Origin of the sequence: Erysipelothrix sp. HDW6B (assembly GCF_011301115.1) — a bacterium.
Taxonomy (GTDB): domain Bacteria; phylum Bacillota_I; class Bacilli_A; order Erysipelotrichales; family Erysipelotrichaceae; genus Erysipelothrix; species Erysipelothrix anatis.
This window is the reverse complement of sequence record NZ_CP049860.1, coordinates 1,969,002-1,990,740: the sequence shown is the minus strand read 5'-3', so window position 1 is coordinate 1,990,740 and position 21,739 is coordinate 1,969,002. Positions and strand designations below refer to the sequence as shown.

Annotated in this window: 16 protein-coding genes; 14 read left to right on the top strand and 2 right to left on the bottom strand. The window is 35.6% G+C overall.

Translation table 11 applies throughout. From position 1 onward, the window contains the following. Positions 1-90 precede the first annotated feature (90 nt). Together G7061_RS09675 and G7061_RS09670 are read right to left on the bottom strand one after the other, a co-directional pair. Positions 91-636, bottom strand: coding sequence for an NADPH-dependent FMN reductase (locus G7061_RS09675; protein WP_201288888.1), 546 nt, complete (start codon positions 634-636; stop codon positions 91-93). After that, complete coding sequence (locus G7061_RS09670; protein ID WP_166120946.1) at positions 636-1,691, bottom strand: LLM class flavin-dependent oxidoreductase; 1,056 nt, start codon at positions 1,689-1,691, stop codon at positions 636-638. The genes G7061_RS09675 and G7061_RS09670 overlap by 1 nt, the downstream gene beginning before the upstream one ends. Positions 1,692-1,833: 142 nt before the next feature. Here G7061_RS09670 and G7061_RS09665 point away from each other — a divergent pair, with 142 nt between their 5' ends. The 14 genes from G7061_RS09665 to G7061_RS09600 all read left to right on the top strand — a co-directional run bounded on the left by G7061_RS09665 (position 1,834) and on the right by G7061_RS09600 (position 21,663). After that, positions 1,834-2,166, top strand: a complete 333-nt coding sequence (locus G7061_RS09665; RefSeq protein WP_159633997.1) for a helix-turn-helix domain-containing protein — start codon at positions 1,834-1,836, stop codon at positions 2,164-2,166. 172 nt (positions 2,167-2,338) lie between these two features. Further along, positions 2,339-3,808 carry an LCP family protein gene (locus G7061_RS09660; protein WP_166082347.1) on the top strand — a complete coding sequence of 490 codons (1,470 nt, stop codon included), beginning with the start codon at positions 2,339-2,341 and terminating at the stop codon, positions 3,806-3,808. 124 nt (positions 3,809-3,932) lie between these two features. Continuing rightward, positions 3,933-5,018: an acyltransferase gene (locus tag G7061_RS09655; protein WP_166120943.1), complete on the top strand. Its 1,086-nt coding sequence runs from the start codon at positions 3,933-3,935 to the stop codon at positions 5,016-5,018. A gap of 228 nt (positions 5,019-5,246) precedes the next feature. After that, positions 5,247-5,867, top strand: a complete 621-nt coding sequence (locus tag G7061_RS09650; RefSeq protein WP_166120940.1) for a sugar transferase — start codon at positions 5,247-5,249, stop codon at positions 5,865-5,867. Between the two features lie 101 nt (positions 5,868-5,968). Continuing rightward, positions 5,969-7,435 carry an LCP family protein gene (locus G7061_RS09645; protein ID WP_166120936.1) on the top strand — a complete coding sequence of 489 codons (1,467 nt, stop codon included), beginning with the start codon at positions 5,969-5,971 and terminating at the stop codon, positions 7,433-7,435. 27 nt (positions 7,436-7,462) lie between these two features. Further along, complete coding sequence (locus G7061_RS09640; RefSeq protein WP_166120932.1) at positions 7,463-8,713, top strand: glycosyltransferase; 1,251 nt, start codon at positions 7,463-7,465, stop codon at positions 8,711-8,713. Between the two features lie 19 nt (positions 8,714-8,732). Further along, positions 8,733-11,054, top strand: a complete 2,322-nt coding sequence (locus G7061_RS09635; RefSeq protein WP_166120930.1) for a glycosyltransferase — start codon at positions 8,733-8,735, stop codon at positions 11,052-11,054. 3 nt (positions 11,055-11,057) lie between these two features. Beyond that, complete coding sequence (locus G7061_RS09630; RefSeq protein WP_166120927.1) at positions 11,058-12,020, top strand: glycosyltransferase family 2 protein; 963 nt, start codon at positions 11,058-11,060, stop codon at positions 12,018-12,020. Between the two features lie 2 nt (positions 12,021-12,022). Next, positions 12,023-13,078, top strand: a complete 1,056-nt coding sequence (locus G7061_RS09625; protein ID WP_166120924.1) for a polysaccharide pyruvyl transferase family protein — start codon at positions 12,023-12,025, stop codon at positions 13,076-13,078. 1,059 nt (positions 13,079-14,137) lie between these two features. Then, positions 14,138-15,481 carry an exopolysaccharide biosynthesis polyprenyl glycosylphosphotransferase gene (locus G7061_RS09620; protein ID WP_159639308.1) on the top strand — a complete coding sequence of 448 codons (1,344 nt, stop codon included), beginning with the start codon at positions 14,138-14,140 and terminating at the stop codon, positions 15,479-15,481. A 159-nt stretch (positions 15,482-15,640) separates the two neighbouring features. Then, a complete protein-coding gene (locus tag G7061_RS09615; protein WP_159639307.1) occupies positions 15,641-16,834 on the top strand; it encodes a hypothetical protein in 1,194 nt (397 codons plus the stop codon). An 11-nt stretch (positions 16,835-16,845) separates the two neighbouring features. Continuing rightward, the gene (locus tag G7061_RS09610) at positions 16,846-18,459 is read left to right on the top strand and encodes a gamma-glutamyltransferase family protein (RefSeq protein ID WP_159644840.1); all 1,614 of its coding nucleotides are present in this window, start codon (positions 16,846-16,848) and stop codon (positions 18,457-18,459) included. Between the two features lie 422 nt (positions 18,460-18,881). Further along, entirely contained in the window at positions 18,882-19,274 is a 393-nt protein-coding gene (locus G7061_RS09605; protein WP_159639305.1) for a YxeA family protein, read from the top strand. Positions 19,275-19,506: 232 nt separating this feature from the next. Further along, positions 19,507-21,663, top strand: coding sequence for a SpaA isopeptide-forming pilin-related protein (locus tag G7061_RS09600; RefSeq protein WP_166120921.1), 2,157 nt, complete (start codon positions 19,507-19,509; stop codon positions 21,661-21,663). The last annotated feature ends 76 nt before the right edge of the window (positions 21,664-21,739 follow it).

Here is a 21,739-nt window from a genome sequence, read left to right as displayed (position 1 = left end):
GATTCAACGGCTGTTTTTCTATACTAATTCAAGGGATCATAAGAATTAATTCGGGAAAACATACCAGGAGGTTGGTAGTTGTAATCACCGCTAGAAGTCGTAGCGCGCCTCATATTCTTTTTTAATTTGGTCAACACGATTCTCAACTTGACGTGCAAGATTGCGAAGGCGGAAATGAACATCGTCTTCAATTATATCTTCTTTGAGGAAATCACGTCCTTCGATGAATACATATTTTTCCAACAACGCAGCCTTCATGTATGTTAAGACTGGTTTGAGTTGATATTCTGCAACAAGATAGTGGCGTGGAGAACCAGCAGTTACGACGATTCCGACAACTTTGTCTTTAATCGAATCGACGGGTAAAAGATCAAATACGTTTTTTAAAGCCCCAGGGATAGATGCTTGGAAGACTGGTGTTCCCACGATAATTGCGTCCGCAGCAATAATTTTCTCAACTAATGTTCGCGTATCTCCTTCAAAATCTCGAAAGTCACGTCCATCTGCAAACATGATATCCAATTCACTCAAGTCAACAATTTCATAATCAACACCATCACTAAATTTGATATTTTGCATAGCGATGCGTGTTTTGGTTCCGAATACAGAACCGACAATACCTAAAACTTTCATCATTAAGCCTCTACTTTCGCTAATTGACGTTTGGCAATTTCTTCACGCACACGAGGTGCAATAACATTACCAATCACTTCAATGTTGTATTTTACTTGTTCCCAAGGCATGCCCCCAAGATCAAGTTGTAACATGATTCGATCGTTGTTATAAACGTCGTATTGGTACAGTATTTTTTCAATAATGGTTTCAGGGCTTCCAACTAACATTACATTACGTTTATCTAATGCATCAACATATGCTTCGCGGTTAAATCCGTGACCATTTGCACTTAAGAATGTGTGGTTGATGTATTTATAGAAGTTCTTAAACGCTTCTTGATCAGTTTCTGCTGTATGGAATAGATTTGTAACACCAACAATCATATTTTCAGGGTCATGACCTGCTGCGATATAGTTATCGCGGTATGTGCGCACAGAGTGATTAAAGAGCGTTGCTGGACCTCCTAAGGTCGCAAGCATCATTGGAACGCCTTGTTGTCCTGCTAAGACGGCACTGTATGGAGGACCACCGACTGCACGCCAAATTGGTAAGCAACCTTTAAGTGGTTTTGGATATAAAACTGCATTTTCTAAGGGTGCACGGAAACGGCCACTCCAATTAACAACACTTTCTTTATTTAGTTGTAATAACATTTCGAATTTTTCTTCAAACAATGCTTCGTAATCACGAACGTTGTAACCTAAGAGACTAAAGAGTCCGATTCTTGATGCACGTCCACCGACAATTTCGGCACGTCCGTTAGACATTAAATCAATTGTGGAAAAGTTTTCGTATACCCGTACTGGGTCAGATGTTGAAACGATTGTTGCAGAACTGGAGATTGTTATGTTCTTTGTTTCGCGCGCTATACCTCCAAGAATAACAGCGTGAGCTTGTGATATAAAATGTTCTTGATGTGATTCACCTAATGCAAATACATCGAGTCCTAATTCGTCAGCAAGTTTAGCTGCTTGGATAATTTCTTCGATGCGTTGTTGCTCCGATACAATCGAACCTGTAGCAGGATCTGATAGATAATCTCCAAGTGAGTAAATGCCAATTTCAAATTTCTTCATAGTGTAGAACCACCTTTCTGATAAGACAAGTATGCTATAATATTTTTAGCTTGTGAAGTAGGCACTTTTAAGTGCACTAGTTCCCAAAAAGATACTATTGACGGTATCAAAAAAGATACTATTAAGTGGAGTGAGGGCGAATATGTCGAAAATTGAAAATGTTGTTTTTTGTAAAGTTGATGATGCTTTATCAATTATTAGTGGTAAATGGAAGCCAGCCATTTTATTGACGTTAATTTCGAAGGGTTCAATGCGTTATGGCGAATTAAAACGTGAACTTGTTGGCATCACACCTAAAATGCTATCCAGTCAACTCAAGGAACTTGAAGATGAGGGGCTCATTCTGAGGGAGGAATTTCCAGAAATTCCACCTAAAGTTGTTTATTCGATGACACCATATGGAATGACAATCGAACCTATTTTGTCCCAGTTACACGAATGGGGAATCAATCATGTAAAGAACGGTCCAAGATGACCGTTCTTTTTATATGTATCGAATTCGTACCAAACGTAGATCCATTCACAATTTACGCTAATCTTTGTCTAATGTGAAATTAAAGATTGTGAAATTATCGGAAAAACTTTTTGAAACTAATGTTGTGACACGTATTCATGGTAAAATTAAGGTTAAAGTTACGAGGTAACCTATGAAAAACAAAACAAAAAAAACAAAAGAGTCTATTATAACCCGCAATAAAACGATATTTACGATTCAGCTTATTGTTGGTTTATTTACTGTTGGCTATATTTATTACACAGGCCTATTGCCACTAAAATACAATGTCATTATTGCAGTAATACTTTTAGGTGCAATCGCAATCAGTGGTGTTGTGCTATTCAAGTCACGTGGTTGGTTTAATAATTTCGTGAAGATCATGAACATGGCGCTAAGTTTAGTTCTGGTCATTGGCTGTTTCTATGCAAGTAAAGGTGTGTCGTTCATAGATGCAATTACCGGAGCTGAGTATGAAACGCACGTGGTATCAGTGATTGTTGATGCGAACAGTCAATATATGAAGCTTGAAGACGTTAAAGCATTTCCATTCAGTGCAAATACAGCTCAAGATAAAGTCAATGTGGATAAAGCGGTCGAACTATTCGAAAAAGAACACAAGTTCACGCCGTCTATTGATCCTTATGAAACCTACGAAGGACTACAAAGAGACTTACTAAATGGAACGACACAAGTTATGCTTCTCAGTGAGAACCATCGAATGATGGTTGAACAAGTGAATCCTGAGTTTAGTAAACAAACACGCATTATCGAACAAGTAAGTTATACACAAAAAACAAATGTCCGAAATACGGGCGCGAATGTTTTAAAAGATACGTTTACGATTCTAATCTCAGGAATTGATACGTACGGACCAGTATCAACCGTCGCGAGTTCTGACGTAAATATGTTAGTTACAGTTGATCCAAAAACAAATCAAATTCTCCTAACAAGTATTCCACGTGATTATCATGTTGAGTTAGGAACAATTGGAGAGATGGATAAACTCACATATTCAGGAATATATGGTATTAATGAGACCGTGACGACTGTCGAGAAATTATTGGACATCGATGTTGACTTCTATGTCAGAGTAAACTTCAGTTCGGTTGAGACGGTTGTGGACGCACTCGGTGGGGTTACGGTTGAATCTAAATTCAACTTCAATTCTACCGTGGATCCATCACTGCACTACAATGTTGGGAAAAATGACTTAAACGGCTATGAAGCGTTAATGTTTGCGCGTGAGAGAAAAGCCTTCCCGCGAGGAGATGAAGATCGTGTCGTGCACCAACAAGAATTGATGAAGGGAATTATCAAGTCCTTAACATCACCGTCATTTTTATTGAACTATACTCAGGTACTATCAACAATTGGGGATAGCATAGAAACAAATATGAGTGACGATGACCTCACACGTTTAATCCGAATGCAAATCGACAAGAACCCATCATGGGACATTCAACAAAATCAGCTAGTTGGAACGGAAGCATACAGTATGACGACACATTCCATGACAGGTTGGAACCAATATGTATTTGAACCAATTCCAGAATCAGTCGCTCAAGCGAAAAAATATATTGAAGATATGGAAGCGCACAAAAAAATAGAAGTAAAACGATAAATTAATTCGCATCAATCAAAGTGATGTAAGATACTAACAAATCAATTAATGCAGTAATACTCGCCTGGTTTGGCTTGCAAATTAGGCGAGTATTTACTGTGAATAGACACAGGGAGAATTAAGTGTGAAAAAGAGAAACAGTTCAATCGATATCATTCGATTGGTAGCTTTATTTGGAGTCGTAGGTGTGCATTTTTTCCTAAATACTGGGTTTTATGAAATCCAAGTTTCGGGTGCAAAGTTATTCTTTGCAATTACAGTTAGATCGTTTTTTATGTACTGTGTTCCATTGTTCATAATGATCACGGGTTACTTGATGAATAAAAAGACACTTAGTCTGAAATATTACAAAGGTATCATTCATACTTATATTACATACGTCGTAATTTCGATAATCTTATTAATATTTTCCAATATTTACTTCAAAACGAATTATTCAATTGAAGATGGTTTTTTCAAAATATTAGACTTCTCAGCAGCAAATTATAGTTGGTACATCGAGATGTACCTCGGATTATTCTTACTTATTCCATTTATTAACCTGATGTACCACGGACTTGAAAGTAAGAAACATAAGCAAATCTTGATTTTAACATTTATCACATTAACAGCACTTCCGTTATTGCTTAATTATAATGAATACAGAAACTGGAGTTGGTGGCTACAACCCGCTAAATCTTATGATTATGATAAAATTGTTCCTCAATTTTGGGAAATTCTTTACCCACTAACATACTATTTTATTGGAGCGTATATCTGCGAGTACCAACCAAAAATTAAAAGAAGTACAAACATCATGCTCCTAATTCTTGCTACACTAGCAGCAGGAGCAATTGGCTATTATAGAAGTTTTGGTGGCGCATTTAGTAATGGTCAGTATCAAGGATGGGGCTCCATTCAGTATATTCTAATTGCTTATTTTTTATTTGTTCTGCTACTCAATATTGACAGTTCAGGATTGTCACAAAGATTTAAAAATATTCTAAGAATGCTAAGTAACGCATCATTGGGGGCGTATCTAATTTCATACATGTTTGATAAACTCGTTTATACGCAACTCAATAGTGCCGTAACGAATGTAAATCAAAAATACATGTGGTTTCCAATAACGACATTGTTAGTATTCTCACTCTCACTTGTATCAGCACTAATTATAGATGTAATTATAAAACGACTTGGTAAATTGATTGATAGAAACAGGACTAAATAAGATGGTTCATATTTATTTGGTATTATAGAAGGAAATGAAAGTTCAAAAAGATATAGATTATGGCATCAATACAGAATATATACATTAGGGGTAGACTAGCTGAAAACTTGAAAAAATGACGAAATGTGCTATCCTTAATATGCTAAACATATAAACGAAGTATGATAATAAAAGTGTGGGTAATTAATCGGGGGGATAGATACACAAAAAGTTAGCGAAGAGGGGACTATGAACGTTGAGATGAATGAAGAAATTAAAGTTAAACCGACTGGATTTTTAGTATTTAAGAGGATTGCGGATGTCGTACTTACGATACTTGCTTCACCCTTTATTATTATCTTGGTCGCAATTTTTGCAGTGGCAGTAAAAGTGGACTCGAAGGGTCCTGCATTTTACACGCAAATGCGTATAGGTAAAGGTCAAAAAGAGTTTAAAATTTACAAATTGAGATCAATGAGAATCGATGCGGAAAGTGATACTGGTGCTGTTTGGGCAGAAAAAGACGACCCAAGAGTAACCAAAGTGGGACGATTCATTCGTAAGGTGCGGATTGATGAATTACCACAATTTCTGAATGTCCTTATCGGTGATATGAGTATTATCGGTCCTAGACCTGAACGTGCAGATTTAACTTGGCAATTTGAAAAAGAAATACCTGGATTTATTAATAGGCTTTCAATTCGTCCTGGAATTACCGGATGGGCTCAAGTTAATGGTGGATATGATATTTCACCTGCTGAAAAACTAGCCTACGATACTGTATACATAAATAATATGTCATTGAAGCAAGATATGGTGATCGTTGGGAAAACAATTGGAGTAATTTTTACAGGTGACGGCGCAAGGTAATGAAAAACATCAAATCTAACACAAACTAACTCTGATTTTATTCAGTTAATTATTCGTGGTAAAATATCTATGTAGTAATTAGTACAAAAGTGAGGAAACTTATGAGTAAAGAAAAAAATAAGGAATTTATTCTATCTAAAAAACCTGTGATTATAGGGATTCAAATGATTGCATCTATAATTACTGTATTTTTTATTTATAGAGTAGGCTTGCTGCCAATGAAGTACTTTTCAATTATCGTTGGCATTATCTGCGTGTTGCTAGTATTATTAGGGATTTTTGTTTACAAATCTAAAGGGAAAATGAACTGGTTTGCTAAGGTATTAAGTCTTCTCTTGAGTCTTTTTTTAGTGATTGGAAGTGGCTATGCCATGAAAGGTGGAAATCTTCTATCTAGTGTTACAGGTGCAAGTAAAGACACTCATGTTATATCAATCATTGTTAAAAAAGACAGTAATTATAAGACTTTAGCAGATTTAAAAGACTTAAAAATTGGTGCTAATGTACAAATGGATAGACCCAATGTTGATAAAGGATCAGAGTTATTCAAACAAAAACACAAGTATGAAGTAAATGTTGACGAGTATACAAGCTATGAGAACATGAATAGGGATTTACTGGATGGTACAATTCCAGCAATTATGATCAGTGAATCACACAGAGGCTTTTTAAAAGAATTTAATGAAAACTTCGATGCTCAAACGAGAGTAATAGAGTTTGTATCCTATGAAGTTGACACAAGTATTAAAAAGGCAAATGCTAATGTAAGTGAAGATACATACTCGATTTTTATTACAGGGATTGATACATATGGACCTGTGTCTTCTGTATCGAGATCGGATGTAAATATGGTTATGACTGTAAATCCAAAAGAGAATCAAATTCTGTTAACAAGTATTCCCCGGGACTATCATGTAGAACTAGGAACGATTGGCGCAATGGACAAACTTACTCATGCTGGTATTTATGGTGTTGGTGAATCTGTTGCGACTCTTGAAAAACTCTTAGATATTGAAATTGACTACTACCTCAAGGTGAATTTTAGCTCTGTTGAACAAATTGTTGATGCACTTGGTGGTGTAGAAGTTTATTCCAAGAATACTTTCGTAACAATGACGCCTCCAAATGTACAAATTCATGAAGGAATGAATCAACTGGATGGGCCAGAATCACTTGCGTTTGTGCGTGAGCGTTACAATTTACCCGATGGAGATAATGGGCGTGTCCGTAACCAGCAAGAATTGATTAAAGGAATGGTAAATAAAGCTATTTCTCCAAAAATCCTAACAAATTTTGACGGAATCATTGCTAGTGTGAGTGATAGTATGCAATTGAGCATGTCAGATAGTGATTTAAAGACTATAATTCGAAATCAACTAGATAGTGGAAAAGGTTGGGATATCCAACAATATCAACTTGCAGGAACTGGTGCTACAAGTGCAACAACCTACTCAATGCCAGGATGGAATTTATATGTTATGGAGCCTGATTTTGAAACTGTAAATCAAGCGAGTGCATATATCCACCAGATGGAAAAAGGTGAAGTTATTTCTGTTCCACAAAGGTAATAATTTTGAAAGTATTGGAGAGTAAGCATGAATGATCGTAAAATAAACATTAATTATTATGTTTATACATTAGGAGGAGGGGGTGCTGAAAAAGCACTCCTAAACCTTGTCCACAATATGGATAAAGATAAGTTTAACGTAACCGTAACAACAATAATAAATACTGGAAAGTACATTGATGAGCTTGGTGATGAGATTAAGCACAAATCAGTGATACATATACCAAAGATTTTTTTAAAGAAATTTGTAAACAATACTGGAACATTACAAAAAGATTCCGGTCAAATGAATACTTCTAAAGAAAAAAACGATACAAAAATGAGTTTTGCAGTGCGAGTGTATACGTTCTTTTGGAAGTATTTTTCATGGCTATTAATTCCTATTGGATTTTTTCAGAACATTAAAAACGATGTAATTGTTTCTTATCTTGAAGGACCAACACAAATATTCGTGAGTTCAATTCCATTAAAAAGAATTAAGATTGCATGGATTCATGTGGATTTAAATGCAGAGAGAAAGTCTGAAGTGTTCTTCAGAAATATGAAGCAAAATCGAAATACATATAAAAAATTTGATCAGGTAATTGCAGTGTCAAATGGTGTCAAGAAAAGCTTAGAAGATTATATGAAAATTGATACCACTATTCCAATTTCTGTTAAGTATAATGTCTATGACGAATCTCAAATTAAGAGTTTGGCACAGACTGGAGTGAATGCAAATGTGTGTTCAGATAAATTGAATATAATATCGGTGGGGAGATTATCTAAGCAAAAAGGATACGATCGGTTAATAGAAGCTGTATCAATGCTTGATGCAAATTTGCTGAATAAATTCACAATTAGAATCTATGGTGATGGAGAAGAAAAAGAATCACTTTCGTCAATGATAATAGAAAGAGGATTAAGTGGTGTAATTCGTTTGGAAGGTTTTACAGATAATCCATATTTTGAAATTGCCAATTCGGATTTATTTATAGCTCCGTCACGAACTGAAGGTTTTAGTACAGTAGTGGTGGAGTCGGTAATTATCGGAACTCCAGTGCTTGCAACTGATTGCAGCGGTATGGATGAAATACTCAATTATGGCGAATATGGTTGTCTAGTAGAAAACTCAGTAAATGGCGTATACAATGGAATTTTTCAATTAGTCAGTGATAAAGATAAAATGGAACAAATTAGTAAGAGTATCTTAAATGCAGAAAACATTTTCAATAAAAAGGATTTAACTGCACTGACTGAGCAGATGATATACAGCCTCATAAATAAAAAAAGTAATTAGTAAATTTAAGGAGAGTACAATGAATAAAGGAGAGAATTTCAAAAGTAAGTTGTTTTACTGCACTTTTTTTCTTTTTATTTTTCAGATGATAAATAGAGAATTCGTGCCGATTATTGATTTACGATTTGTGATTATTGGGTTATCAATAGTTTTAATAGCAATTGGTGCAGATAGTCTTAAAAAAATCAAGGATTCATTTACGCAGATAATGGTCATACTATTTTTTGTTTATAGTTTAATTTCGATAACTTTTATTTTTAGAACACCATATGTGACAGATAAAATAATGAGCATATCGAAGAATGTGGCAATACTTTACGTTTATATGACTTTGATCACTCTAACAATGTATGTTTATAAGGATAAAATTTCACTCAGTTTATTATACAAAAGTGTTTTAGTATCCATGATATTTAATTTTGCAACATCAATTGTGCTATATATAAATATGGACGCAAATGGTGCATCAGTAAAACTTCCGTTTACTGATATAAAAGGATATGTTTTCGGAAAAAATAACTATAACGCATTCGGGCAGAATTTTAGGCTTGCAGGATATTCAGAAGATGCAAATTATCTCTCAATAAATAGTGCGATATTGATTCTGCTTACTCACTTATATTTCCAAAGTAAGCCGAAAAACATCAGGATACTTAGTGCAATTCCATACGGCATTGGGTTGATACTTCTTTTGTTGGCTGCATCAAAGACAGTAATTGTGACTCTTGTAGGAGTAATAGTTCTTCTCATACTAATTAGAAGATTTAAAGGACTTTCTCGTTTAATGCAGAAACTTAACTTCACACATGTTATTTTATTGTTCTTGGGTGCCACAGTAGTGCTAGGCATGATGTATAAACAATTTAGCGTCAGTGATTCATTAACAAATAGGTTCTTACTATGGAATAGAGGATTATCACTCTTCACTCAGTATCCAATATTTGGTTCGGGTGCATCTGGTTATCGACATTTTGGAACAACAATAAATTGGGTGGTTCATCCACATAATACATACTTACAGGTGATCAGTGAGTTAGGGTTAGTAGGAATTGTCATCTTTGTAATTTCATATTCGTCTGCACTCAATGGCTTACGAAATGAGGTATTGAAAAGTACTGCGATATTATTCTTAATTAGTATGATGACTTTTGATATAAGTGTGGTTGTTTACACAGTATTCCTACTAGTCATCATTCCAATTGTTGACAATAACTTAAGAAGAGTATCAGATGAAACGACAGTAGTAATGCTCTCAAATGGACTTTCAAATGGTGGTGCTGAAAGAATGGTCTATGATTTATGTGAAGGGCTGTCGGATAACATGAAGTATCAAATTCACCTAGTATTAACCGATCCAGACGACCCAAATAACACAGTGAAAGATTTATTTGATCGGGAAAACATCAACTTTACAATACATGAAATTAGTACAAAGAAGCATGCTGTTTTATCTAACAATTTTAAAATATCAAATATAATCAGAGAAATAAAACCGGATATAGTTCATACACATCAAATTACACTAATCTACTGTATAATTGGTTACATCTTCAGTGGAAGTTTTATAAAAGTGCACACAGTTCATAATGACTCGCATCTTGAATTTGGTTCAAAGGGCTTTAGACAAGTATATCACGTGCTTTTCGTGTTGTTTAGAATCAATTTAGTTTCAATTTCTGAGTACATTATGTCGACAAGTATGAATGAATATAATCATTTAGACAACGTATACCATCACAACATCTATAATGGAAGAACAATCGAAATTGATAGAAGTAATAGATCAGATTTATTGAATAGTAATTTTTTTGAGGTAATAATGGTTGGAAGACTAACTACTGTGAAAAACCACGTAGCAGCAGTCGAGGCAATGAACTTAATCGTCAATGATGAAGGAATCCAAAGCATTCGATTAAAAATCTACGGGGAAGGCCCGGAGCGCGGTACAATTGAAGATCAAATAAGTAAGTACAAGTTAGAAAACTATGTTTTTTTAGAAGGCGTTACGTCCGAAATACCTCAAAAACTAGAACAAAGTGATGTTTTTCTAATGACATCTGTACATGAAGGATTCCCTATATCTGCAATTGAAGCGTTGACAGCGGGACTGCCATTAATACTATCTGAATTTGGATCTGCTTTTGAGTTGATAAAATCCAATGGATATATTGTTGACAGAAATAACTATCGAGAAATTGCCCTCAAAATAATGAACCTAAATGCTGATACAGATTTATATGAACAATACTCGAAAAATTCTAGGGAACTAGCTAAAAAGTTTGAAAAAAAATCTATGGTTAGTGAATATAGTGATCTGTATCAAGCATTGATGAGGAGATAAAATATGACATACTCTGTTATAGTTCCAATTTTTAATGAAGAGGAAAGACTGATAAATCTACTTGAAAATTTCACGAGTGAATTTAATGAAAATGATGAAATTATCTTAGTTAATGATTTTTCTACGGATGGGTCAGCAAGCATAATATTAGAATGGATTTCTAATTGGTCAGAAAAAATAGACATCCGGTATATTGAAAATGAATCAAATATGGGCGTGTCATACTCTCGTAATGTGGGTATCAGAGCGGCAAAAAAAGACTACATTCTCTTCCTAGATGCTGATGATACAATAGTTTCAGACTTTAAATCAAAAATTGAACGATATGTATCACTTTACGGCGAAATAGATTTGGTTAGATTTAATCATAATCTATCAGATATGAGAGGTTTCGAGGCAAAAGTGTTTAATGCATTTGAGAGCATCCCAGATGAATTTATTAAATCGTACTATTTACACTCATCGTGCACTCAAATCGCAAGAAGATCTCTTTTTGAAGACGTATTGTATGATGAATCTCTAGTTTTCGGAGAAGATATGCTTTTAGTCTATCAACTAATCAAAAAGGCAACATCAATACTCGTTTTACCGGACGTTTTATACATCTACAACTTCAGTACATCGAGCGCAACGAACAGTATGACACCTGAACAAATTCTTAAAAGAATTCAATCAACTGTCAAATTTTATGATAGTATTTTGTGCGAACCATCGAAATTTTCTCAGATATACCAGAATAAAAAACTTAGGGAAATGGGACAGCAATTAATGAAACTAAGAATAGTCGATAAATTCTCTTACAGTAAAGCACTAAATAGTTATATGTCAGATTTCACTGGAAAGTGGCACAATAACGGTGAAAAAATGGATATATTTGAGCGATTTGCGAGTTCACTTTCCCAAAATAGAATGTATGTTGCATCTATGTATGCGCTAATTTATAAAATAATTAAGGCGGCAAGATAAGTATGAAAAAAACACTAATTTATGGTTACTTTACAAAGAACTATGGGGATGACTTACTAATTTATAGTTACATAAAAAATTTCTCGAAGTCTGATAATATCTACACACTGTACAACGTCTTACCCCAATTTAAATCGGAGATATTCAGGGAATTAAACGTTGAAGTTTATGAGAAAACGACGATGAAGAGAATATTAAATAAATTTGATCCTTACAAGATTTATGTAGAATCAAAACTTGCTAATGAATTTGACGAGCTAGTCATTATTGGTGGATCAATGTTTATAGAAGAAAGAGAAGATTTACACCTTTACAGAATGATGTCAAAGTTCGTTGAATTGGGAAAAGAGGTAAAGGTATTAGGCGCGAATTTTGGGCCGGTCAAAACGACTGATTTTGTCAAAAAATATGATGCGTTATTTAAGAACTGTACTGAAGTAATTTTTCGGGACAAAAAGAGTTTTGAAACATTTCAAGGAGTCAATAGTATTTCTCTTGGAACTGACTTAGCTATGCTTTTAGATATTGAACATAATAAGATCAAAAGTTTTGAAGATATTGTGGCAATTATTCCTGTTAGTTTAAAAGGGAGACGCGAACTACAAGAATTTGATTCAAAGTATAAGAAATATCTTGATCACCAGATTGAAATGTATCAGTCTAGCGGGAAAACCGTGAGAGTATTTGGGTTCTGTGCTTTTGAAGGTGATGATGAAATAATCACATACCTATCCAGTAAACATTCAGGTGTCGAGCCTATACTGTATGATGGTGATCTACTTAAGTTCACAAAGCTTCTTGGTGAATGTTCAGTAATTATTGGGTCAAGATTTCATGCAATAATTGTTGGTATTCTGATTAATGCAAATGTACTATCAATTTCTTATAGTGATAAAAACAGTAATTTCCTCCTGAGTATTTCTTCTGAAATTTCAAATGTTGAAATAAGAGAACTAGACAGTACTATAAACGTGGTTCCTAGATTAAGCAATCACGATATGGATATTTTGAGTTTATATCAAGACGTGTATGCTTCTGAAAAGTCGCGGAGTAATTAGTAATTTGGATAATATTAAAGGGTTTGCTGGAAATTAAGATTAAAAATGGTCATAACTCGACAGGTAAAGATCTACAGTCGAACAGTAAAATATACATACTATAAATGAGAATGTGTATGCTGTTCAACATGTGGGTCTTTTTGTTAATGTAAAAGTATGGCGGTCGAAAATAATTTTAAGTAATTCGAAAAAAATTACTACCGTTGTTATAAACGGCAATATTTGGTTCGTGGAAAATGCTATTATCCCTTTAGGAATCTGCACTAGAAAGAGAACACTAATTGGTTCTTAGATAGAGATAACCATAAACTTGATCAAATTGTACAGTTATTGCAGGAAATCCAGCAATAACTGTAAATATCAACAGTATTGATAATTGAAGGAAATTAATAGAATTTGTTGAAATGTGGCAGTTGAGAAAATTAGTAGAATTAGTAAGGGTTAAAATTTGCATTTTCAATAGTTAAAAAATGATTCAATCTGTGTATAGTGATATTTGATTGCAGCTCAATTGGAAAATTATGATTCAAAATTTTTATGTATTTCTAAGTCAATCACGGCATCGGGATGACAAAGGTGAAAATCTATTAATTGGATTCTAAAGACGCTGCATGAAAGGTGTGATTTGTCACAATTCAAAACATCACTAACTGCAAACTATGTTTATAAAATTGGCGTTTAAAGTGATAAAAATATTGGTTAATTCTAGAAAAGAAATACTTTTGTTCAGGTGACTCTGTCTCTTATTTTGGCAAAGGTACTTAATATTTTATTTAATTTGAGTCAAGGAAAAGGAACCAAACGTGTTAATTGAATTATTTTAATCCATTGGTGCTCTGTTAGTTAGAAGAAGACCCAAAACTGTCACGAAATGAGATGACAGTTTTTTTTAATTTGAGTTGCAGTTTGAATGTAATAACAAATCGAATTTTTTATTTAATGTTAATCCACACATAATTTCTATATTGATATAAAGTATGGTAAAATATAGAATGATTGTAGAACCCATCTACAACGTAGAATATAAAACGTAATGTAACAAACCCGGAAGGATTATTTATGAAATCAAATATTAATAAATTGATAATTGTAGGATTAAAAGCAGTATTGTATGTCTTGTTAGGATATACATTTTTTGAAGTGTTCGCACTTCAAAATGTCGGACTGAATTATATCTCACGAACATTAGGGACAACAATGATGACGTTTGCTGTAGTTGGAACCTTGATGCTCACAGTATATGGTAACTTTGAGATTGGAAAAAAGAAAAGTAAACCCATTATTTTCTCAACAACTGTTGCTGTAATGTTTACTGACTTTGTCTCATACTTACAACTTATGATTATGAACACGAATCCCAACAACAATCATTCATTCCGGTTGGAACAACTCGATCTCTTATTGATTGTACTATTGATTCAAATTATTGCGATAATCATCTTTGCTTATTTAGGAAACTGGATTTACTTCAAAATTAATGATCCAGTGAATGCACTAATCATTTATGATGGGAATCACCCTGAGGTAAGTGTACGAAAAATTCAACGCTATATTTCACGCTTCAAACTTCAATATCGCGTGATTGACACAATTGATGCATCACAATGCGATTTAAGCAAATATGTGGATAAAGTGGACTATGTTATTTTTTCAGATTTACAAGAGTCAGTGCGTAAACCATTAGTGGATGTTTGCTACGAGCATGCAATTAATTTTACCTTTGCGCCATCAATTACAGATGTTATTCAATTAAGTGGAGAACATATTACCTTTGATGATAAACCAATGGTAGACGTTAATGTATCAGGGCTTACTATGGAGCAACGTTTCTTTAAACGAGTTCTTGATATTGTTGCAGCGCTCGCGGGTATTGTCATTTCATCACCAATTTGGATTGTATCAGCGATTGCAATTAAGCTGGGTGATGGTGGAAAAGTACTGTTTACGCAAGATCGATATACCATTGATGGCAAGATCTTTAAAGTTTATAAATTTAGAACAATGAAAGAAAATGTGGAGAATTTCTCTTCCACAGAAAATGATGATCGAATCACTAAGGTTGGACGTGTTCTGCGTAAAATCCGTATGGACGAACTTCCACAACTAATCAACATTCTTAATGGTGACATGAGTCTCGTTGGTCCTCGTCCTGAAATGACGGAAAACGTAGATAAGTATGAATCAGAATTACCTGAATTCCGTTACCGTCTTCGTGTTAAAGCTGGACTTACAGGTATAGCACAAATTGAAGGTAAGTATAATACAAGTCCTTATGATAAATTACTTATGGATCTCGTATATATTGAAAACTACAGCGTTTGGTCTGACATTCGCCTCATTTTAAGAACAGTCATTGTTCTCTTCAAATCAGATAGCACTGAAGGTTTTGAAAGTAACGATTAGCTTAAAACATCACTTAAAAAGTGATGTTTTTTTATGCGTAATTTTAAATAGTCTTCATATAAAACAGTCGGACAGAAACATTTTCAAGTAGTTTCTGTAAATAGTTACATAATGTGTGAAACTATGTTACAATCATACACATTACAAAGGAGAAAGTGTATGCAACAGATTATAAGTAGCTTTACAGAAAACAATAGCTTATTCTATTTTTTTATAATAATGCTAGTGTTTGGGTTCGCCGATTTTATGGGCGTTTTTACGAAGGCTAAGGTATCGTCAGTCTTCGTTGTTATGGTTGTTTTCTTGGTTGGATTTATGACGGGAGTATTTCCAACCGACATCGTTGAGCAAGCGTTTTTGACACAGTTTGCATCAATGTCAGCAGCAATCTTAATTTTCCATATGGGAACAATGATTAACTTAAAACAACTGCGTGACGAATGGAAAACAGTGGTTACAGCCGTCGCGTCAATGATCGTTGTAATTGTGACGTGCTTCATCTTAATACCCATCATTGGAAAAGAAAATGCGATTGTCGCCATTCCTGTTCTAAATGGGGGAATTATCTCAACACAAATTATGAGTAGCAAAGCTGCAGAATTGGGACTCGTAGTTCCTGCCGCTTTCGCAGCCATCCTCTATGCAGTCAAAAAATTTGCAGGATCATATCCAGCATCGTATGTCGGTATGCAAGAAGCGAAAACAGTTCTAGCGGCATATCGTGATGGAACCTATGAATCTAAACAAACGCAAGGTGCTGATAAGAAGCGAAAAGGACTTGCAACCAAGCACACTAAATATTTTACAGATTTTGTATGTTTGATGATTGCAGTTTGCTTTGCTTGGATTGCAGTTTCTCTAGGGAAACTTATACCAAGCATTAACTATTCAATTTGGTCATTGTTATTTGGAGCGATTCTAGGTTATTACGATGTTGTACCAACACGTATTCTTGAAAAAGGAAAAGCATCAGGTGTCTTCTCAATGCTCGTTTATGTCACCATTATTCCATCTTTGGGAAAAGTAACATTTACAGATCTTATGGCGTTGGGCATGAATATCGTTGTGACGTTAGGTGTTACCATTGCGGTTCTATATGTCGTATTTGCTATTTTACCGGGATGGAAACTTCTAAAATCTAAACATCTAGCTTTTGGTGTTGCCTTAGCACAGTATCTTGGATTTCCAGCAACATACCTGGTCTCACAAGAAATTTCAAAAGCAATTACTGATGATGAAATAGAACAGCAAATTGTCTTTGACCACATCATGCCAAGTTATGTGGTAGCGGGAATGACAACTGTAACGACACTTTCAATTGTTGTTGCGGGAATCTTTGTCGCATTCTTATAGGAGGAAACATTATGATTAACTTTGATCCATATATGCATCGTTATCCATCGCGTCGTAATCTAATTTATGGGCGCAAGGGAATGGTTGGAACGGCAAGTCCGTTAGCGTCACAAATTGGTTTAGAAATTCTTAAGCTCGGAGGGAATGCGATAGATGCAGCGATTGCGACTGCTGCGGCACTAACTGTAGTTGAGCCTAGTGGTAATGGTTTGGGCGGTGATTGTTTTGCTATTGTATGGCATGAAGGTCAGATGTATGGACTGAATGCAAGTGGTGCAGCTCCTGGACTGATGACGAAAGATGCCATCACTGCGAAAGGGGATGAAGCAATTACATTATTTGGCTTGGATCCAGTGACGGTACCAGGGATTCCCAGTGGATGGGTGGCTTTATCTCAAAAATTCGGTAAACTTCCGCTTGAGACGGTTTTAGAGCCAGCAGCGCGTCTTGCGGAAGAAGGGTTTCCTGTTGCCCCGAATGTCGCACGGTTGTGGGAAAGATACTATAAAATTTATTCCAAAAACGTTGATAAATATCCGGTCCTTAAAACATGGTTTGATACATTTTGTCCTCATGGTCGAGCAATGCGTGTGGGAGAGATTTTTCATGCCCCAGGTCATGCCAAGACCATTCGCGAGATAGCACGCACTGAAGGTGATTCTTTCTACAAAGGAGAGATCGCTGACGCGATAGATGCATTCTCAAGAGAAAATGGTGGATTTATTCGTAAAGAAGATTTAAAGAAACATCAGGTTGAGTGGGTAAGCCCAATGTCCGTCAATTATAAAGGATATGACGTGTGGGAATTACCGCCTAATGGAATTGGTATTATGGTACTTATGGCATTAAATGTACTCGAGAATCTTCCGCTAACGGGTAAAGATGAAGTAGATACGTACCATAAACAAATTGAATCATTAAAACTGGCATTTACTGACGGCATGAAGCACATTGGTGAGCCATCATTCATGCGCAAGGACTGGGAGCAGTTACTATCCAAAGAGTATGGTGCTAAGCGAGCAGCAACTGTAACGGATAGTGCAATGGAACCAGCACCAGGGGAACTTGATAATGCAGGGACGGTTTATTTTGCGACTGCTGATAAAGATGGGAACATGGTTTCATTCATTCAAAGTTGTTATACAGGGTTCGGATCGGGAAGTGTCGTTCCAGGATACGGGATTGCATTGCATAATCGGGGGTCACAATTTACACTTGACGAAGACCATCCGAACTGCTTAGAACCGGGAAAGCGTCCTTTGCATACGATTATCCCAGGTTTCATTACCAAAGATGGCAAGCCAGTAGGACCCTTCGGAGTTATGGGAGGACCATTACAACCGCAAGCACATATGCAAGTTGTAAGTAGTATGATCGACTTTCATCTTAACCCACAAGAAGCATTGGATGCACCCCGTTGGCAGTGGACTCATGGTAAAAAAGTTCAAGTTGAGAACACGTTACCGTTCCATATTGCAGAGGGCTTGATGCGTAGAGGTCACGAAATTGAAATTCTAAACGAGACTATTATGCTTGGTCGCGGTCAAATAATTCTTCGTGATGAGTCGGGTGTTTTAATTGGAGCAACAGAGTCACGATCCGATGGTCATCTTGCTGTGTGGTAGCATTGAAATTATTTACATTTTAGATTGAAAACAGTTCCATAGTCTGTGAAAGTATGTTACAATCTAACAAATCGGTGGGAATCGTTTTGAACAGATTCTAGACTCTACACGATTGCGTCAATTTGTATTTGTAAAATGCATGAAAGGTCGTAGTGTCACTACTCCTTATCATCAATACAAACATCAAACAATTACGGCCTTGCTGAGCACATGTACGGTACGAATGATGGAGGAACAAATTGATAATGTGTGCTATTTTGTAGAGTCTTCTAGATGTAATGAGCGATTGATTAAGGCAGTGTACACATTCACTGCTTTTTTTATTTATCTTACGAAAGTGTAACCCTAGTGTTAGATTATCTGTGTTGTTCGTATGATACAATGAGTGTGTTACACGAGGCATACAGCCAAGGAGGATACACATGAAAAAGAATAAATCAGGCGTGTTTTTAGCCGTAGTGGTACTTGCAGTGGTAGGAGTCGGGGGATTCTTCCTTAAAGACTATTATGATGGTCGTTATAAGAAATCCGATACATTTTACGTACTTGTACCCCAATCACAAGAAACAACTGTAATTGATATTAAAGATAGCAACGGAAAAGTTGTGGATCGGGGTCGAGATTATACATTCACTGGATATAACGAAAAAGGGAATGCGCGTGAAGTCAGTTTTTCATATCAGACAACCGATGCTTCAAAATTACTGCAACCAGGACAATATCTAGCAGTTGATGTGAGCAAGACAATTGTGATTGGACAGGAAGTCGTTTCTGAAAGTAGTGTTCCTGAAGCGGTCAAACCATTCTTAAAATAATAAATCAAGGTATGAGTGTGCTCATACCTTTTTTAATGTAAATGTTCATATATTCACAAAGTCATTATAAATAAAATTGTATTTCTTAATTTTAAGGGAAATATCGATTAATTATTTCGGGATTGCCACTTCAAAAAAGTAGAAGTGCTACACTATTAGTATACGAATACAAGGCGAAAGGAGGGGGGGTTTTTGTATTCATACTCACTATATCGAAGAAAAGAGGCATAAAATGAAATACAATAAATTATTAACTGTGATATTAACTATTGCTATGTCGTTTGTTTCTTTTGGAGTTGGACCAAGCACTTATGCAGATACACCAGAGGTTCAAACCGCAGGAAACTTCTATGAAGACTATCCGGAGGCAAATAATCATGTTTTAGGAGCTGCGGGATATTTTCATCTATTTGCACGAGACGTCGTCGCAAATTCACATACAAATGGAAACATTGCTGCAATTCATTTTACAGGTCAAGGAGATATTGGTACAAAGCAATATAACATGACAGGAAATATCGACGTGTCATATCTTAGAAGCTATACCCACTTGCAAAGTGGTTCATTTCCAACACGTGACAAAACGAAATTTGTCGTTGGAAGTGGTATGAGTGTTGATTTAAGCAATACAAATCAACCACGAATTAATGGTAGTACATTAGATAATCTCAGTGCGGATACAATTTTTCAGGATCCAGCAGATCATTTCTACATTGATATTGAATCAGAACTAAATGCTCTCGCAACTACGAGTGCAGCACTATCTCGTGAAGTTGCAGATCTTACAATTACAAATGATTCATTTCCTGACCGTAATAATCGAGTTATAGATGTAACGGCTATTGATAAAAATCAAATTTTCGTTAATCTTGATGGTAGTGTATTGGACCTTGAAACACCAATCGTTGTGAAAGGTCTTGAAAAAAATACAGGTGGTTCATTCAAGCAGGTATTTATAACCGTTGACTATAAAGGGGCACAATCTGCAACGATTCAGTCAACAGTCTTACTGGAATATGCTGATGGGTCACGTCGTGGTAATAAGGAATCTGTCGATTTTTCGGACAGTACTTTATTATGGAATTTCACAACTAATGGCGCGCCGATGCCAGGAACAATTACATTTAGAGGAACGTGGATTGGTTCAATTCTTGCTCCAAATGCGCATGTTGTTAATGAAAAGAATATCGACGGATCAATTATAGTTGATTCCTTTACGAGTACTGGAGAAACACACCGTTGGGATTTTCAAGACCCAGAGCCACTCTTGATCCGTTTACGAAAAACAGACGCTGCAGAATCAAGTAAAGTTCTCAAAGGTGCTATATTTAAACTCGTGAATGCGGCTGGAACCGTCATTTACGATAATTTAACGACAGACGTTCTTGGCGAAATCAAAGTGTCGGTTCCTAAAGCAGGAACGTATTGTTTTATAGAGACTCAGGCACCAGAAGGTTATACTTTGGATTCAAAAGAAAAATGTATCACAATTACAGAATCTATGATGTCTAGTGCGGAGATATTAGTAGAAGTTACTAATGTGAAAACACCGGATAAACCCGATCCAAAGCCAGAACCACTACAACTACGTTTACGCAAAACAGATGCTAAAGACTCAAGTAAAGTACTGAAAGACGCAGAATTTAAGTTAGTAAGTGAAGATGGAACCGTTATTGCGGAAGGTCTCACAACAGATGCATTGGGTGAAATCCGTGTAGATGTCTCAGAAGCAGGAACGTATTGCTTTATCGAGACGAAAGCACCAACAGGATACACTTTGGATAAAACAAAAAAATGCATAACTGTGACAGAAACAATGATGACACAACCCGAAGTACTTATTGAAGTAACCAATACAAAGACACCGGATAAACCTGAACCCAAACCGGAACCACTACAACTACGATTACGCAAAACTGATGCTAAAGACTCAAGTAAAGTACTGAAAGACGCAGAATTTAAGTTAGTAAGTGAAGATGGAACCGTTATTGCGGAAGGTCTCACAACAGATGCATTGGGTGAAATCCGAGTAGGTGTCTCAGAGGCAGGAACGTACTGCTTTATCGAGACGAAAGCACCAACAGGATACACTTTGGATGAAACAAAAAAATGTATAACTGTGACAGAAGCAATGATGACACAGTCCGAAGTACTCATTGAAGTCACCAACTCACGAATCCCTGAAAAACCAACACCAGAAAAACCAACACCAGAAAAACCTACTCCCGAAAAACCAACACCACAGGAACCAGAGAAACCTGAAAATGTAATTTTACCAAAAACAGGACAGTCTAATACACTCGTTCAGTGGGGATTAATTATTGCTGGAATTGGAGTTGTTATTGGTGGATTCGTACTCTATAACAAAAAAAGAAATAATGATAAATAATTAAAAACCTTCGAGAGAAGGTTTTTTTAGTATTAGGCATCAATACTCTGAGTGGTTCAAAAAACAATAATCTAAG

Bases quoted from the DNA above. Each gene is read 5' to 3' on its own strand.
- G7061_RS09615 (WP_159639307.1), top strand. From the start codon at position 15,641: ATGCAACAGATTATAAGTAGCTTTACAGAAAACAATAGCTTATTCTAT.
- G7061_RS09620 (WP_159639308.1), top strand. From the start codon at position 14,138: ATGAAATCAAATATTAATAAATTGATAATTGTAGGATTAAAAGCAGTA.
- G7061_RS09600 (WP_166120921.1), top strand. From the start codon at position 19,507: ATGAAATACAATAAATTATTAACTGTGATATTAACTATTGCTATGTCG.
- G7061_RS09650 (WP_166120940.1), top strand. From the start codon at position 5,247: ATGAACGTTGAGATGAATGAAGAAATTAAAGTTAAACCGACTGGATTT.
- G7061_RS09610 (WP_159644840.1), top strand. From the start codon at position 16,846: ATGATTAACTTTGATCCATATATGCATCGTTATCCATCGCGTCGTAAT.
- G7061_RS09660 (WP_166082347.1), top strand. From the start codon at position 2,339: ATGAAAAACAAAACAAAAAAAACAAAAGAGTCTATTATAACCCGCAAT.
- G7061_RS09635 (WP_166120930.1), top strand. From the start codon at position 8,733: ATGAATAAAGGAGAGAATTTCAAAAGTAAGTTGTTTTACTGCACTTTT.
- G7061_RS09670 (WP_166120946.1), bottom strand. From the start codon at position 1,691: ATGAAGAAATTTGAAATTGGCATTTACTCACTTGGAGATTATCTATCA.
- G7061_RS09630 (WP_166120927.1), top strand. From the start codon at position 11,058: ATGACATACTCTGTTATAGTTCCAATTTTTAATGAAGAGGAAAGACTG.
- G7061_RS09665 (WP_159633997.1), top strand. From the start codon at position 1,834: ATGTCGAAAATTGAAAATGTTGTTTTTTGTAAAGTTGATGATGCTTTA.
- G7061_RS09645 (WP_166120936.1), top strand. From the start codon at position 5,969: ATGAGTAAAGAAAAAAATAAGGAATTTATTCTATCTAAAAAACCTGTG.
- G7061_RS09605 (WP_159639305.1), top strand. From the start codon at position 18,882: ATGAAAAAGAATAAATCAGGCGTGTTTTTAGCCGTAGTGGTACTTGCA.
- G7061_RS09625 (WP_166120924.1), top strand. From the start codon at position 12,023: ATGAAAAAAACACTAATTTATGGTTACTTTACAAAGAACTATGGGGAT.
- G7061_RS09675 (WP_201288888.1), bottom strand. From the start codon at position 636: ATGATGAAAGTTTTAGGTATTGTCGGTTCTGTATTCGGAACCAAAACA.
- G7061_RS09640 (WP_166120932.1), top strand. From the start codon at position 7,463: ATGAATGATCGTAAAATAAACATTAATTATTATGTTTATACATTAGGA.